The sequence below is a fragment of the Streptomyces sp. NPDC030296 genome (genome assembly GCF_055572815.1).
The window spans coordinates 194,115-208,962 of sequence record NZ_JBVICQ010000006.1 but is presented as its reverse complement, the minus strand read 5'-3'; the positions used below and the strand labels follow the sequence as shown (position 1 = coordinate 208,962).

General features: G+C 73.6%; 14 protein-coding genes. 7 read left to right on the top strand and 7 right to left on the bottom strand.

What is annotated here, in order from left to right; translation table 11 throughout:
• Positions 1–191: 191 nt before the first annotated feature.
• Positions 192–821: a class I SAM-dependent methyltransferase gene (locus ACZ4Z3_RS19120; protein ID WP_468502079.1), complete on the top strand. Its 630-nt coding sequence runs from the start codon at positions 192–194 to the stop codon at positions 819–821.
• A gap of 208 nt (positions 822–1,029) precedes the next feature.
• On the opposite strand, the gene ACZ4Z3_RS19115 is transcribed toward ACZ4Z3_RS19120, so the two are convergent.
• A complete protein-coding gene (locus ACZ4Z3_RS19115; RefSeq protein ID WP_468502078.1) occupies positions 1,030–1,953 on the bottom strand; it encodes an LLM class F420-dependent oxidoreductase in 924 nt (307 codons plus the stop codon).
• Between the two features lie 239 nt (positions 1,954–2,192).
• Between ACZ4Z3_RS19115 and ACZ4Z3_RS19110 the strand changes: the two genes are divergently transcribed.
• Positions 2,193–2,360 (top strand): hypothetical protein, encoded by a 168-nt coding sequence (locus ACZ4Z3_RS19110; protein WP_468502077.1) that lies wholly within the window; start codon positions 2,193–2,195, stop codon positions 2,358–2,360.
• Positions 2,361–2,561: 201 nt separating this feature from the next.
• Here ACZ4Z3_RS19110 and ACZ4Z3_RS19105 read toward each other — a convergent pair whose 3' ends face one another.
• From ACZ4Z3_RS19105 to ACZ4Z3_RS19095, 3 genes are all read right to left on the bottom strand, one after another.
• A complete protein-coding gene (locus ACZ4Z3_RS19105) occupies positions 2,562–3,038 on the bottom strand; it encodes a DUF6099 family protein (RefSeq protein ID WP_468502076.1) in 477 nt (158 codons plus the stop codon).
• A 183-nt stretch (positions 3,039–3,221) separates the two neighbouring features.
• Positions 3,222–3,572 carry a nucleotide pyrophosphohydrolase gene (locus tag ACZ4Z3_RS19100; RefSeq protein WP_468502075.1) on the bottom strand — a complete coding sequence of 117 codons (351 nt, stop codon included), beginning with the start codon at positions 3,570–3,572 and terminating at the stop codon, positions 3,222–3,224.
• Complete coding sequence (locus tag ACZ4Z3_RS19095; RefSeq protein WP_468502074.1) at positions 3,559–4,827, bottom strand: AAA family ATPase; 1,269 nt, start codon at positions 4,825–4,827, stop codon at positions 3,559–3,561. The genes ACZ4Z3_RS19100 and ACZ4Z3_RS19095 overlap by 14 nt, the downstream gene beginning before the upstream one ends.
• 187 nt (positions 4,828–5,014) lie before the next feature.
• On the opposite strand from ACZ4Z3_RS19095, the gene ACZ4Z3_RS19090 reads away from it, so the two are divergent.
• Positions 5,015–5,914, top strand: coding sequence for a bifunctional helix-turn-helix transcriptional regulator/GNAT family N-acetyltransferase (locus ACZ4Z3_RS19090; RefSeq protein ID WP_468502073.1), 900 nt, complete (start codon positions 5,015–5,017; stop codon positions 5,912–5,914).
• A gap of 75 nt (positions 5,915–5,989) precedes the next feature.
• Here ACZ4Z3_RS19090 and ACZ4Z3_RS19085 read toward each other — a convergent pair whose 3' ends face one another.
• A complete protein-coding gene (locus tag ACZ4Z3_RS19085; RefSeq protein WP_468502347.1) occupies positions 5,990–6,379 on the bottom strand; it encodes a cell division protein SepF in 390 nt (129 codons plus the stop codon).
• 333 nt (positions 6,380–6,712) lie between these two features.
• On the opposite strand from ACZ4Z3_RS19085, the gene ACZ4Z3_RS19080 reads away from it, so the two are divergent.
• Positions 6,713–10,873, top strand: a complete 4,161-nt coding sequence (locus ACZ4Z3_RS19080; protein WP_468502072.1) for a molybdopterin-dependent oxidoreductase — start codon at positions 6,713–6,715, stop codon at positions 10,871–10,873.
• Positions 10,874–10,909: 36 nt separating this feature from the next.
• On the opposite strand, the gene ACZ4Z3_RS19075 is transcribed toward ACZ4Z3_RS19080, so the two are convergent.
• The gene (locus tag ACZ4Z3_RS19075) at positions 10,910–11,512 is read right to left on the bottom strand and encodes a response regulator transcription factor (protein WP_055716860.1); all 603 of its coding nucleotides are present in this window, start codon (positions 11,510–11,512) and stop codon (positions 10,910–10,912) included.
• Positions 11,509–12,741 (bottom strand): sensor histidine kinase, encoded by a 1,233-nt coding sequence (locus ACZ4Z3_RS19070; RefSeq protein ID WP_468502071.1) that lies wholly within the window; start codon positions 12,739–12,741, stop codon positions 11,509–11,511. The genes ACZ4Z3_RS19075 and ACZ4Z3_RS19070 overlap by 4 nt, the downstream gene beginning before the upstream one ends.
• Before the next feature lie 199 nt (positions 12,742–12,940).
• Here ACZ4Z3_RS19070 and ACZ4Z3_RS19065 point away from each other — a divergent pair, with 199 nt between their 5' ends.
• From ACZ4Z3_RS19065 to ACZ4Z3_RS19055, 3 genes are all read left to right on the top strand, one after another.
• A complete protein-coding gene (locus ACZ4Z3_RS19065; protein WP_468502070.1) occupies positions 12,941–13,549 on the top strand; it encodes a hypothetical protein in 609 nt (202 codons plus the stop codon).
• 209 nt (positions 13,550–13,758) lie between these two features.
• Positions 13,759–14,163 (top strand): sortase-dependent protein, encoded by a 405-nt coding sequence (locus ACZ4Z3_RS19060; protein WP_468502069.1) that lies wholly within the window; start codon positions 13,759–13,761, stop codon positions 14,161–14,163.
• Complete coding sequence (locus ACZ4Z3_RS19055; protein ID WP_468502068.1) at positions 14,160–14,834, top strand: class F sortase; 675 nt, start codon at positions 14,160–14,162, stop codon at positions 14,832–14,834. Before ACZ4Z3_RS19060 ends, ACZ4Z3_RS19055 begins: the two co-directional genes overlap by 4 nt.
• The last annotated feature ends 14 nt before the right edge of the window (positions 14,835–14,848 follow it).

Here is a 14,848-nt window from a genome sequence, read left to right as displayed (position 1 = left end):
CAATGAGTATTTTCGGCCCGGGCCGGGCGGCGGCCGGTGGGTGGGTCAGTGACTCCGCGCGCCTCGCCCACACCGGAGGGCGTCACGTCGGGCGGCGCGCGTGGGGGCGGGGTTCGCGTGCGACGATCGGTGGGGGTGCCGGCGCGGCGTCCCGGTCCTGGGACGAGGGCTGAGCGGAGGGCACGCGGGACATGGGAACGCAGCGGGATCGTTGGGCGGAGCTGACGGGCGGGCAGGGCGGGGAGGAGTACGCCCGGCGGTTCGCGCGGCTCGCCGCCTCCGGCCATGACGTCCACGGAGAGGCCACCTTCTGCGCCGCGCTGCTGGAACCCGGCGCCCGGATCCTCGACGCCGGCTGCGGCACCGGACGGGTCGCGATCCGGCTCGCCGAGCTGGGGCACCACTGCACGGGGGTGGACGTCGACCGCTCCATGCTGGCCGTGGCCCAGCGCGAGGCACCCGCCTCGCGCTGGCTCCACGGGGACCTCGCCCGCCTGGACACCCTCGGTCTGGGGCCGGACTTCGACCTGGTGGTCGCCGCCGGCAACGTCATCCCGCTGCTCGCCCCCGGCACCGAGCCGACCGTGGTCCGGCAGCTGGCCGCCGTACTGCGCCCCGGCGGGCTGCTGGTCACCGGCATGGGCCTGGACGCGGCTCACCTGCCGCTGCCGGAGGCGACCGTGACGCTGACGGACTTCGACGACTGGTGCGCGCGGGCCGGGCTGACCCTGCGGGAGCGCTACGCCACCTGGGACGGCGCCCCCTACGAGGAGGGCGGCGGGTACGCCGTCAGCGTGCACGTGCGCGACGCCGCCGCCTGACCTCGTCCGCCGGGGTCAGGGCAGTTCCGTCACCCGGTCCGTGCCCAGGCGGGGAGACCGGGCTGTGGGCCGTGAGGTAGTCGGTGAGGGCGGTGATGTCGTCGCCGCCGCCGACCGTGGCCCCGCCTCCCTCCCTCAGGGACGCGGGGCCTGTTCCCGACCGCTCCGGGCGAGACTGGGGACGGCCCTGGGCCGGCTCTGGCGAGCCCTAGGACAGCTGCGACTGCACCTGCGAGGAGATCAGCTCCAGGTGGTCCAGGTCGTCGAGGTCGAGGACCTGGAGGTAGAGGCGCTGCGAGCCGATGGCCCGGTAGCGGCCGATCTTCTCGACGACCTCGGCGGGGGTGCCGGCGAGCCCGTTGGTCTTGAGCTCGTCGACCTCGCGGCCGATCGCGGCGGCACGGCGGGCGACCTCGGCGTCGTCCTTGCCGACGCAGACGACCAGCGCGTTCGAGTAGACGAGGTCGTCGCCCTTGCGACCGGCCTCCTCCGCTGCCGCACGGACCCGCCCGAACTGCCGCTCGCTGTCCTCCAGCGAGGCGAACGGCATGTTGAACTCGTCGGCGTAGCGCGCGGCGAGGCGCGGGGTGCGGCTCGCGCCGTGCCCGCCGATCAGGACGGGCACCTTGGCCTGCGCGGGCTTGGGCAGCGCGGGCGAGTCGGTCAGCTGGTAGTGGGTGCCCTCGTACGAGAAGGTCTTGCCGACCTCGGTGGCCCACAGCCCCGTGACGATGGCCAGCTGCTCCTCCAGGCGCGCGAACTTCTCCTTCGGGAAGGGGATGCCGTACGCCTTGTGCTCCTCCTCGAACCAGCCCGCGCCCAGCCCGAGTTCGACGCGGCCGCCGGACATCTGGTCGACCTGGGCGACCTGGATGGCGAGCACACCGGGCAGGCGGAAGGTTCCCGCGGTCATCAGGGTGCCGAGCCGGATGCGCTTGGTCTCCCTCGCGAGGCCGGCCAGGGTGATCCAGGCGTCGGTGGGGCCGGGCAGGCCGTCCACGGAGCCCATGCGGAGGTAGTGGTCCGAGCGGAAGAAGGCGTCGAAGCCGAGGTCCTCCGTGGCCTTGGCGACGGTGAGCAGCGTGTCGTAGGTCGCCCCCTGCTGGGGCTCGGTGAAGATGCGAAGATCCATGCCCTCCATCCTGCACGCTCGGACGTCGGTCAACTCCACCGGTCCTGGCCCCGATCGTGGTGCTCCGTCGGGTGAAAACGCGCCAATCCGGTGCGTGGGACGAGCGACGCCAGTGACCGGCGGCAACGGTGATCGTTGCTCGGGAGGAGCCGGACCGCCCGGCACCCGTCGCCGGCGGTCGCTGCCGGGGCGCTCGCACACGTGCCCCCTCGGGGGGCGAGGGCCGAGGAGGCCGTCACATGTCCCAGGAATCCGTGCCGGAGCAGGCCGTAGCGCCTGCGCAGCCCAAGGGTCTGCTCCAGCAGATGGAGGAGTTGATGGCTGCCCTGAACGCGGACCTGTCCCAGCTCGACGCCGATCTGTCAGCGCCTCGTCCCGCTCCGGCGGAGGGCGCGGACTCCGTCTGACCGCCCCCGCGAGGCCCGACTGCCCTCGCCGCCCCGACTGCCCTCGCCACCCCGACTGCCCTCGCCGCCGCGACCGACCTCGCCGTCCGACCGCCCTCGCCGTCCGACGCGGGTGCACCCGGGGGTGCGGCGGGGGCGGGGCGGCGTCGTCGTCGTTCCTCTCGCGGCTCCGCGCGCCCCTTCTCCCCGGCGGGAAACGGTTCAGCTGGCTGCCGCGTCCCGCTCCGCGAGGACCTGGTCCCGCACCGCCAGACGGCGGAGCATTTCGAGGACTCTGTCGCGGGCCTCGTCGGCGGCGTCGATCGCCTCCATGCACTGCCAGTACCTCGACTCCTCGTCGGCGGCGCTGGCGAGGCCGACGAGGGCGATGCCGACCTCGCCCAGGAGACCGCCGAGGCGGGTGAGGGAGTCATGGGCGTCACCCAACTCGGTGAGCTGGGCGGCGCGTAAATCACCCACCCCGAGCGGAGGGGCACCGAGTATGCCGCAGCCGCTGCCGGCCAGCTCGGTCAACCCCAGTGCCTCACCGCGCAGTTCAGGTGGTCCGGAGACGGCGAGGCGGCTGCCGATCGCCTGCGCGAGGGCGTACGCCTGCCATGCCTCCGCCATCAGTTGAGGTTCCTCGACGCTGCCCGCCAGAGCGCGCCTGCTCGCCAAGATGAGCCGCACCGCGTCCATGCGCTGCTCCCGACTGTCCCGACGCGCTCTCACACGTCCCGCCCGACCTCTTGTCTGTTCATTACCCACAGTGAGGGCGACTGAGACAGAAAGCCAGAGGAAGCCTGAAATCTGTGGATAACAAGTCGGCAGAGCACCGCAATCCGACTACGTAGAGTGACATTCGGGTGAGTTGGCTCGGCATCACGGGCCTTCCGGCGCCGGGAACCTCCGTTCGTTGCGGTCGATCTTCGCGTCCAGTGCGGCCAGCGGATCGATGTCCAGCACCTCGCACAGCTGGAGCAAGTAGGCGAGGACGTCGGCGACTTCGTCGGTGACCCGGTGGGCGGTGTCGGGGTCCGACATCACCCGGGCCGACTCCTCGGGCGTCAACCACTGGAAGATCTCGACGAGTTCGGACGCCTCGACGCTGAGGGCGGAGGCCAGGTTCTTCGGGGTGTGGTACGGCGCCCAGTTCCGGGCGGCCGCGAAGTCGGCGAGGCGGCGCTGGAGGGTGGGGACGTCGAGTCCGTCCGGGGCTTCAGGATCTTTCACGGTTCAGGTGTACCACCGTCGCCCCGGGGACCCCGGCGGCCCATGACGCGTCACTCACCGCGCCCACCAGCCGGATGTGGCCGCGTTCGCCCATGCGGGCCGCCACGCACAGGAGTTGGGCGCGCTGGCGGGGGTCGAGGCAGTGGTCGAGGCCGTCGGCCAGGACGGTCAGGGTCTGGAGCGCCGCCGGGACCTCGGCGACCGGGTCGACCTCCAGTACGCCGGGGCCGGTGAACAGCACCAGGGCCAGGGCGAGATACCGCAGCTCACCGTCGCCGAGGAGGGCGAGGGGTGTCCGTACGCCGTCACCGCGGTCGAGCACCGCCCGCACCAGGCCGGGGCCGGTCGCGAACCCGTGGCCTGCCCCGGTCCCGTGAGCTGCCCCGTTCCCGAGACGGGGTCCGTTGCGTGCGTCCTCCTGGCCGTTCCCGCCCGGTGCCGGTTCGGAGAGGAGGTCGGCGACCGGTCCCGCGCAGCCCTCCCGGACCGCCGCGACAAGCTGCGCGTGGCGTCGGCCGCACTCCGTGCGTGTGCGCCACAGCACGTCGGCGAGGTTGTCGCAGCCGCGCAGGAGGCGGCCGGATCCGAGCGGTACGGCGGCGCGCATACGGCGGGGGCGGGGGTCGCAGGCGAAGACCGAGCGGAGGGCGACCACCATCTGTTCGGCGGCGGCGAGGACCCGACGCTGACCGTCGGTCTTGCCGGCGACGCGCAGGGGAAGCAGGGCGGTGCCGAGGCGGTCGTCGGGCAGGGGGCCGCGGGTGACGGGGGACGCGCCCGCGGTGTGCCAGGCGGCTTGGACCACGGGGCGGCTCGGGTCGACCAGCGCGGTCTCCAGGAGGATCAGCCCGCCGGAGGTCAACCGCTCGCCCACGATACGGAGTTCGGGGTCGGCCTGGACGGCGATGTCGAGCCGGACGGGGCCCTCGGGGCCGTCGGCGGTGCAGCCGAGTCGGAAGCCGCGGCGGTGCTGGGCGTCCGGGCGGGCCCGCTCGGGCACGCAGCCGTGCGGGTCGGGGAACGCCTCGTCGAGACGGGCGCCGCCGCCGAGCCGGGCGAGCGCCTCGTACGCTCTGAGCGCCGTCGTCTTGCCGCTGCCGCTGGGCCCGGCGAGGAGGGTGAGCGGTCCGAGCGGGAAGGCGGCGCCGCGGTGGCCCGCGAAGGCCGAGAGCCGCAGTTCGGTGACGCTCGGCCGCTCGGGGCGGACACCGGAGTCGGCGCCGGGCCGCACCGGCGACGAGGGTGACACGGTCATATGCGGACCGTAGAGGGCCCAGCGCCAGACGAATCGTTCCACCACGTGGATCTTCCTACCTACGAGGGAGCGCTCCCACACAGAGATGCGCCTGGGAGGGCCGGGGAGCGCCGGCCGCTGGCCGCGCAGGCGGTTCTCTGACCAGAGTCGCTGGCCGCGCAGGCGGTTCTCTGACTAGAGTCAGAGAATGGATCGGGCGGAGATCGATCAGGTGCGGCGGTTCAACCGCACCGTCACCGAACGCGTGGGCGTGCTCCACGACCAGTACCTGGGCCGCGATCGGCCCGTCGGTGAGGCGCGGCTGCTGTGGGAGATCGGTGAGCAGGGCCAGGACGTACGGCGGCTTCGCGAGCGCCTGGGGCTCGACTCGGGGTACGTCAGCCGGTTGTTGCGTTCCCTGGAGACCGACGGCCTGGTGACGGTGGAGCCGCAGCCCCGGGACCGGCGGGTGCGTACGGTCCGGCTCACCGACGCGGGCCGCGCGGAGCGCGCCGCGCTTGATCGCCGCAGCGACGAGCTCGCCGACTCCCTTCTGGAACCGCTCAACGCGGCCCAGCGCGTCCGGCTGGTGGCCGCCATGGCCGAGGTCGACCGCCTGCTGACCGCCGCGACGGTCGCGTTGGACGGTGTCGACCCGGACCACCCCGACGCCCAGCACTGTCTGCGGTCCTACTTCACCGAACTGCGGGAGCGCTTCGAAGCCGGATTCGACCCCGCGCGGAGCCTGCTGCCCGACGCGGGCGAACTCCGGCCGCCGCACGGGCTGTTCCTGGTCGCCCGGCTGCACGGCGAGCCGGTGGGCTGTGCGGGTCTGAAGCTGCCGCCCGGCGCCCCGGCCGAGGTCAAGCGCATGTGGGTCGCGCCCCACACCCGTGGCCTCGGCCTCGGCCGCCGGCTCCTGGCCGAACTGGAGTCCCGGGCCGCCCGGCACGGCCATGACGTCCTGCGCCTGGACACCAACAAAGCGCTCAGCGCCGCGATCGGCCTGTACCACTCCTACGGCTTCGAGGAGGTCACCGCCTTCAACGACGAGCCGTACGCCCATCACTGGTTCGAGAAGCGGATCACCGCGGCGCCGTCGGAGTGAAGCCTCCGACGGCCTTCGGGTCCGCCGCCCCGGTTCGGGCGGTCTGCCGTGGTTCGAGCGGTCCGGGCCGGTCGGTCAGACCCCGGGGACGCCCGCGTCCTCCATCAGGCCCCGGACCTCGGTCCCGTGGGGTGTGAGGAGGAACACGTTGCGGTCGACCCGGTGCATTCCGCTGGCGAGGCCGAAGACGACGCCGGTGCTGAAGTCGAGGACGCGTTTGGCCACCTCGGTCTCCGCGCCGGAGAGGTCGAGGAGGACCGGAATGCCCGCCATCAGCGTCTCCGCGACGTCACGGGCGTCGGCGAAGACATTGACGCGGAGGACGACGAAACGGCGCCGGGCCTCCGTCTCGGCCTCCGGTATGGTCCGGTGGTCGACCGCGGACGGCCAGGCGTCCCGGCCCCGCAGCGGCACGACCTGTGCGAGCCCCTCCCACTGTTCGTCGGTGACATCGTGGCTGTTCACCCTGTTCACCGGCCTTCCCCCTGGCTCGCACTGATTGACTGCATCGACCAATTCTTACGCATGGTCACCCGTTCGGCCCAACAGCGACACGGACCGCGAGGCCAGCCGAGAGACCCCCGCCCAGCGCGTCGGCCGGACCTCGCCCTCACAACCCCGCGCCAGGCGGTGTGTGGTGGGTGTAACCCCTCATGATCAGGTCATGTGACATCGGCGTAACGGGCGATTCGTACGATCGAGCCTGCCCGGCGGCCACCAGGACGCTGAGCGGAAGCAGTCCGGCCGCCGTACCGGAGGGGGACCGGACACCCGCACGCCGACAGAGAGGGGCCGCCCGTGGTCGCGCAGGGCCCGCAGAGCACCACCACCCAGGTGCGGACCGTGTGCTCGTACTGCGGTGTCGGCTGCGGCATGCTCCTGGACGTCGGGATGGGCCCCGACGGGCGGCGTACGGTCCTGAGGGCGACCGGCGACAAGTCCCACCCGGCGAACTTCGGCCGGCTCTGCACCAAGGGCGCGACCACCGCCGACATGCTGTCCGCGCCCGGCCGGCTCACCACGGCCCTCGTGCGGGACGACCGGGGTGACGAGCCGGTGCCCGTGCCGGTCGCGGACGCCCTCTCCGAGACGGCCCGGCGGCTACGCGCGATCATCGACGAGCACGGGCCCGACGCGTTCGCGTTCTATGTGTCCGGCCAGATGAGCCTTGAGGCGCAGTACCTGGCGAACAAGCTGGCCAAGGGCTTCATCCGCACCAACCAGATCGAGTCGAACTCCCGGCTGTGCATGGCGAGCGCCGGCACCGGCTACAAGCTGTCGCTGGGCGCCGACGGGCCGCCCGGCTCGTACGAGGACCTCGACAAGGCGGACGTCTTCCTCGTGATCGGCTCGAACATGGCCGACTGCCACCCCATTCTCTTCCTGCGGATGATGGACCGGGTGAAGGCGGGCGCGAAGCTGATCGTCGTCGATCCGCGGCGGACGGCGACCGCCGAGAAGGCCGACCTGTTCCTCCAGATCCGTCCCGGTACTGACCTCGCCCTGCTCAACGGGCTGCTGCGTCTGCTGCACGAGAACGGGCACACCGACCCGGAGTTCATCGCCGCCCACACCGAGGGCTGGGAGGCGATGCCCGATTTCCTCGCCGACTACGCGCCGGACGCCGTCGCCTCCGTCACCGGGCTCGCGGCCGACGACATACGCGAGGCCGCGCGGCTGATCGGCGAGGCCGCCGAGTGGACGAGCTGCTGGACCATGGGGCTGAACCAGTCCACGCACGGCACCTGGAACACCAACGCCCTCGTCAATCTGCATCTGGCGACCGGCGCCATCTGCCGGCCGGGCAGCGGGCCGTTCTCCCTGACCGGGCAGCCCAACGCCATGGGCGGGCGCGAGATGGGCTACATGGGGCCGGGGCTGCCGGGCCAGCGGTCGGTGCTCGTGGACGAGGAGCGGGCGTTCGTCGAGGAACTGTGGGGGCTGGCGCCGGACACGCTGCGCCCGGACGGTTTCGGCAAGGGCACCGTCGAGATGTTCCGGAGGATGGCCGACGGCGAGATCAAGGCGTGCTGGATCATCTGCACCAACCCCGTCGCCTCCGTCGCCAACCGGAAGACCGTGATCGAGGGGCTGGAGGCCGCGGAGTTCGTCGTCACACAGGACGTGTTCGCCGACACCGAGACCAACGCGTACGCCGATGTCGTGCTGCCCGGGGCCCTGTGGACCGAGTCCGAGGGCGTGCTCGTCAACAGCGAGCGGAATCTGACGCTGGCCTCCGCCGCCGCCGACCCGCCGGGCGAGGCGATGGCGGACTGGCGGATCATCGCCGCCGTCGCGCGGGGGATGGGCTTCGAGAAGGGCTTCTCGTACGACAGCGCCGAGGAGGTCTTCGAGGAGATCAAGCAGGCGTGGAACCCGAAGACCGGGTGGGATCTGCGGGGAGTGACGTACGAGCGGCTGCGGTCGACGACGGTGCAGTGGCCGGCCGCGCAGGAGACCGGCCCCGCGCGGAATCCGATCCGGTACGTGGACGCGGACGGCGGGCTGACGTTCCCCACCGCGAGCGGGCGTGCCGTGTTCCACGCGCGGCCGCACATGGAGCCCGCCGAGCTCCCGGACGACGACTTCCCGTTCGTGCTCAACACCGGGCGGCTGCAGCACCAGTGGCACACGCTGACGAAGACGGGCAAGGTCGCCAAGCTCAACAAGCTGAACCCCGGTCCGTTCGTGGAGGTGCATCCGCAGGACGCCAAGGCCCTGGAGCTCGCCGACGGCGACTTCGTCGAGGTCGCCTCGCGGCGGGGGCGAGCCGTGCTGCCGGTGGTCGTGACGGACAGGGTGCGGCCGGGATGTCTGTTCGCGCCGTTCCACTGGAACGACCTGTTCGGGGAGTACCTGAGCATCAACGCGGTGACCAGCGACGCGGTGGACCCGCTGTCGTTCCAGCCGGAGTTGAAGGTGTGCGCGGTGGGCCTGACGAAGGTGGCGGCGCCCGCGCAGGCGCCGGCCGGGACCCAGCCGGTCGCGGCCGGTGCGGTCGGCTCCCGGACGGACGGGGCTCACGCTGTCGAGGCGCTCGTCCCGACCGCGGTCGCCCCCGGCGCCAATCCCTTCGGTCTCGCACCCGCTCCCCCGCCCGTGCTCTCCGCCCAGGAGCGCCAGTACCTCACCGGTTTCCTCGCCGGGCTCGGGTCCGGGGTCACCGGGGTGCCCGTACTGCCGCCGGACGCGCCGTTCAGCCCCGAGCACGCGCTGTGGGTGAACGGGGTGCTCGCCGGGATGTACTCGCGGTCCGCGGCGCCCGAGGCCGTCCCCGCGGCCGGGGCGACCGGGCGGGACGTCGTGGTGCTGTGGGCCTCGCAGACCGGCACCGCGGAGGAGTTCGCCATGGCCGCCGCCGAGCATCTGGGCGCGGCCGGGCACCGCGCGACGCTGGTCGGCATGGACGAGGCCGCCCCGGCCGAACTGCCGCGCGGAGCGGACCTGTTGCTGATCACGAGCACCTTCGGCGACGGGGACGCGCCCGACAACGGCTCCGGTTTCTGGGAGGCGCTCACGGACCGGGAGGCGCCGCGGCTGGACGGTGTGCGGTACGCGGTGCTGGCGTTCGGGGACTCGTCGTACGACGACTTCTGCGGGCACGGCCGGCGGCTGGACGCCCGGCTCGACGAGCTGGGCGCGGTGCGGCTGGCGCCCCGTACGGACTGCGAGCCGGACTACGAGCCGTCGGCGGACGCCTGGCTCGGCCAGGTGCTCACCGCGCTCGGCACCGGGACGGGGACCCCCTCTCCGCAGGGGCTCACGGAGGCGGGCCCGCAGGCCGCGCCCGGCGCGGCCCCCGTCACCACACCCCTCACCGAGCCCGTCGCCCCCCGGTCCGCCCGGCCCGCGCCCGCGCACGCCCGGCTGGTCGGCAACCGGCTGCTCAGCCTGCCGGGGGCGGGCAAGGAAGTACGCCGGTTCACCTTCGACACGAAGGGGACGGGGCTCACGTACGAGGCCGGTGACGCGCTCGGGGTGCGGCCGGTCAACTCCCCCGGCCTGGTCGCGGAATGGCTGGCGGTGACCGGTCTGGACGGCTCGGCCGCCGTGGAGGTCGCCGGTGTCGGCGAGGTGCCCTTCGCCGAGGCGCTGCACCGGCATCTCGACATCACCCGGATCACCCCGGACCTGCTCCGCTTCGTCTCCGAACGGACGCGGGACAACCGGGAGTTGAAGAAGCTGATGCGACCCGACAACAAGGACGGGCTCGCCCGGTGGTCGTGGGGCAGGCAGGCCGTGGACGTGGTCGCCGAGTTCGCGGTGCGGGCCTCCGCGACCGAGTGGGCAGGGGTGTTCAAGCGGCTCCAGCCCCGGCTGTACTCCATCTCGTCGAGCCCGCTCGTCGACCCGCACGAGGTGTCGCTGACCGTGTCGGTCGTGCGGTACGAGAACCTGCGCGGGCAGCCGCGCGGCGGGGTCTGCTCGCCGTTCCTCGCGGACGGCGAGGCGGGCATGGAGGTGCCGGTGTTCGTGCAGCGGTCACCGCACTTCCGGCCGCCGGCGGACGCCACGACCCCGATGGTCATGGTAGGCCCCGGCACCGGGGTCGCCCCCTTCATCGGCTTCCTCCAGGAGCGGCGGGCCCTCGGCCACCGGGCGCCCAACTGGCTGTTCTTCGGCGAGCAGCACCGGGCCACGGACCATTACTACGAGGACGAGCTGACGGAGCTGCGGCGGGCGGGGGTGCTGGACCGGCTGGACACCGCGTTCTCGCGGGACCAGCGGGCGAAGGTGTACGTCCAGGACCGGATGCGTGAACACGGTCCGGAGCTGTGGCACTGGCTGCAGGACGGCGCCCGCTTCTACGTCTGCGGCGACGCCTCCCGCATGGCGAAGGACGTCGACCGGGCGCTGCGGGACATCGCGGTCGCCCACGGCGGGCTGAGCGAGGAGGAGGCCGCCGCGTACGTGAAGCAGCTGGCCGGCGAGAAGCGGTACGTGCGGGACGTGTACTGACCGTCTGCGCTGACGGGCCTGCCCGCCCCCTCCCCGTCAGATCCAGCCCTGCTGCCACGCGTGGTGGGCCGCCGCGTGGCGGGTGGGGGCGCCCAGTTTGGACATCGCGGCGGAGAGGTAGTTGCGGACGGTGCCCTGGGCCAGGTGGACCTCGGTGGCGATCTCGGCGACGGAGGCTCCGGTGCGGGCGGCGCGCAGGACCTGGAGTTCGCGGTCGCTGAGGGGGCAGTCGTCCTCGGTGAGCGCGGACGCGGCGATGTCGGGGTCGACATAGCGGCGTCCGGCGGCGACTTCGCGGAGGATCTCCGCCAGCCGGGCGGCCGGGGTCGTCTTGGGGACGAAGCCCCGCACGCCCGCGGCGAGGGCCCGGCGCAGCACGGCGGGCCGGGCGTGCCGGGTGACGATGACGGTGCGGGTGGGCAGTTCGGCGCCGATCTCCTCGGCGGCGCGCAGCCCGTCGGTCGGCGGCATCTCCAGGTCGAGCACGGCGATGTCCGGGCGGTGTTCACGGGCGAGCCGGACCGCGTCGGTGGAGGTGGCGGCCTCCGCGACCACCCGCAGGTCGTCCTCCAGGGCGAGCAGCGCGGCGAGGGCGCCGCGCAGGAGGTCCTCGTCGTCGGCGATGAGGAGCCGGATCATCGGGCCACTTCCTTCAGGGGTTCGGGGGTCGCGTCGGCCCGGCCGAGCGGTAGTACGGCCGTGACCTCGAAGCGGTCGCCGTCGCGGTGCCACGTCAACTCGCCACCGGCGGCCCGCAGTCGCTCGGCGAGGGCGGTCAGGCCGGTGCCGTCCCCGGCACCGGGGCGCTCGTCGGCGCCGTCGTTGGCCACGCGCAGCCGGGCGCGGTCGCCGGTGATCCGGTGGTGGATCTCGGTGTACCGGGCCCGGCTGTGGCGCAGGACGTTGGTGGTGGCCTCCCGCATGACCAGGCCGAGCAGATGACGGGTGGTGTCGGCCATGTCGCGGGCGGGAGCGGCGGGTTCGAGGGACGTGCGGGTGTCGATGCCGGCCGCGGCCAGCACCTTCCCGGCGTTGGCGATCTCGTCGTCGAGGGTGGTCCTGCGGTAGCCCCGCACCACGGCCCGGGTGTCCCGGAGGGCGTCGGCGGCCAGCTGCCGTACCTCGCGCATCTCGGCGGCGGCCCGCGCGGGGTCCCGTTCCACGAGTCGCGCCGCCAACTCGCCCTTCAGGGCGATGACCTGGAGGTGGTGGCCCTGGATGTCGTGCAGGTCGGCGGCGAAGCGGAGCCTTTCGTCCCGCACGGCCAGCTCGGCCTCCAGGCGTCGCGCCCGGTCGAGGCGTCCGGCGATGTTCCAGGCCCACAGGGGGCCGAGCACCGTCCACGCGGTGAAGGCGACGAGCCCGGCCGGGAAGAGCGCGGCGTACGGCAGCTCCCCGTCACCGGCGGCCAGGCTGACGGCGGCGCCCGGCAGCGTGGCGAGGAGCACCGCGCCGGCGAGCAGGGGCCGGCGGTGGCGGGGGCGGAGGAAGGTCGCGCAGACGGCCGTGGTGACGGCCGGGGCGACCGCCCAGAGCTCGTAGGCGCGCCGGGCCAGCGGCAGCGCCGCGAGCACGACGGTTGCGGCGACGAGGGCGACCAGTAGATGCCGTGGTGGACGCGGAGGGTGAGGACCGTCGGCGGCCGTCGACGGGCTCAGCGGCCGGCCGAGCAGGACCGCTCCGGCGACCGTGTCGACCACGAGGGCGACGGCGACCGGGAGGCGCGCCCAGGCGGGGACGTCCGGGTCCAGGACCCACTCGCCGTAGAACAGCACCAGAAGGCACACGGTGGTCCCCGGCACCGTCCACCAGGTGAAACGGCGGAAGCCCGTCAGCCCCGCCCCGCGCTCGCTCTCCCCGTCCCGCACCCGGTCATTGTCGTACGGCTGTGCCCCCGCATGACAGATGTCACGCGGAGACGTGACAACGCCATGCGCGGGCGTGCGGATACGGCACTACTGGCGACGGCCGCGCGGGAGCAGTCTGAGGGCCGGGGGAAGAACCCCGCCCCCTTGCCCTGGCTTGACGCCTTCTCATGCCCGTTCCCTCGTGTCTCAGGAGACCTCCATGTGTGCCACGACCTCCTCCAGCTCCAGCGACGTGTCCGAGGGGCGGCGGCCGGGCCGGGCGCTGCTGCGGCGCTGGCCCACGGCCCTCGCGCTCGCCCTGACCGTGCCCGGGCTCGTGCTGGGCGGCTCGGAGGAGGCGGCCGGTGTTGTCCGCGGATACGGGGAGTTCCTGCCCCTCCTCCCGCTGCTGTACGTGGTCGTCCATCAGGCGGGGAGGGCGAAGGCGACCTGGCCCGTGCTGGGGGCGGGCGTGGTGTTCGCGTTCGCCCTGCAACTCCTGGACGTCGTCTCACCGGCCGGTGTCATGGTGGGCGTCGCGCTGGCCGTACTGGTGTGGGGCGCCGTGCGCGGAACTCCCCACGGGCGGCCCCTCCTTGGCGTCCAGGCGGCCGGCGCGGTCGTGTTCGGCGCGCTCGCGCTCACCGGTCTGGTGCTGGACCCCGACGTGGGCCGGTACCTGGTGGCCGCCGGCTGGTTCCTCCACGGCGTCTGGGACTTCGCCCATCTGCGGATGCGCCGGCTCGACGGTGTCGTCGCGCCCACCTTCGCCGAGTGGTGCGGGGTCGTGGACGTGGTGGTCGCCGTGGAGCTGCTGTTCCTCGTGTAACCGGCGTGACCCGTGTGATCCGTGTGACCGTGACCGGTGTTCATGCGTGACCAGTGCGGGTGCCGCGGTCGCCGTGCCGACTCCGGCCCGCGACAACGGCTTTGCCATCTCTTTACAACGGGGTCGGCCGCTGTCTCGTCTCTCCGCTCGATCCGCAACGCCGCCCCGCCGGGTCACCGTTCGGGCGGCCCGACGAGAGAGAGCGACTCATGCGCCGTACCGTCCTCAGTGCCGCGGCCCTGGCCTGCACCGCCGTCCTGGCGGGCGCGCTGCCCGCGTTCGCCGACGACACCGCCCCGTCCGCCGCGCCCCGCTCGGCGACCTCCACCCCCACGCCCGTGCCGTCCACCGCCGGGCCCGCCGAGGATTCGCCGACGCCCGGGCCCGCCGAGGATTCGTCCACCCCCGAGCCGACCGAGGACGCCACCGATACGTCTCCGGTGCCCAGCCAGGTCTCCGTGGTGCCGAGCGGGGCGCCCGACACCGGGGAGACGGCAGGATCGGACGGCTCCGGGACCGGCGCACTGCTCATCGGATCGGGCGCCGTCGCGGCCCTCGTCGGCGGGGCCGGCGCGATCGTCCTCGTCCGGCGCCGCCGGGGCGACGCGGCATGACATCGCCCACCGCGGCGCTCTCCCGGCGCTCCCTCGTCGCCGTGGCGGCGGCCTCGCTGCTCGTCGGGTGTCGGGGGAGCGGCGGGGCCGGGGGCCGGGACGCGGGCGCGCCCCCGGCCGACACGGCCCCGTCTCCCCCGTCGTCGGACGCGTCCCGTCGGTCTTCCTCCTCGGGCGGGTCGCCGTCGCCGCTGGCGCGCTCCGTGCCGGTCAGGCTGCTGATCCCGGCCATCGGGGTGGACACGCCGGTCATGGGGCTGGGGCTGGCGGCGGACGGGAGCGTGGAGGTGCCGCCGGTGGCGGAGCACGACCGGGCGGGGTGGTACCGGCACTCGCCGACACCGGGTCAGACCGGCCCCTCGGTGATCCTGGGGCACGTCACGGTCGGGGCCTACGGCGACGGTGTCTTCCGCCGGCTCGCGCGGCTGCGGCCCGGCGCGCGGATCACCGCGCGCCGGGCCGACGGCTCGACGGCGGAGTTCACCGTCGACCGCGTACGGACCGTCGCCAAGGCCGACTTCCCGGCGGCGGAGGTCTACGGGAACGTGGACCGCCCCGAACTCCGTCTCATCACCTGCGGTGGCCCCCGCTCCGGCGAGGAGTACCGGGACAACGTCATCGTCTTCGCCACGCTGAGCGCCACCGGCCGTACGGGCGAGCCGGTGCCGTGACCGGTCACCCCTCA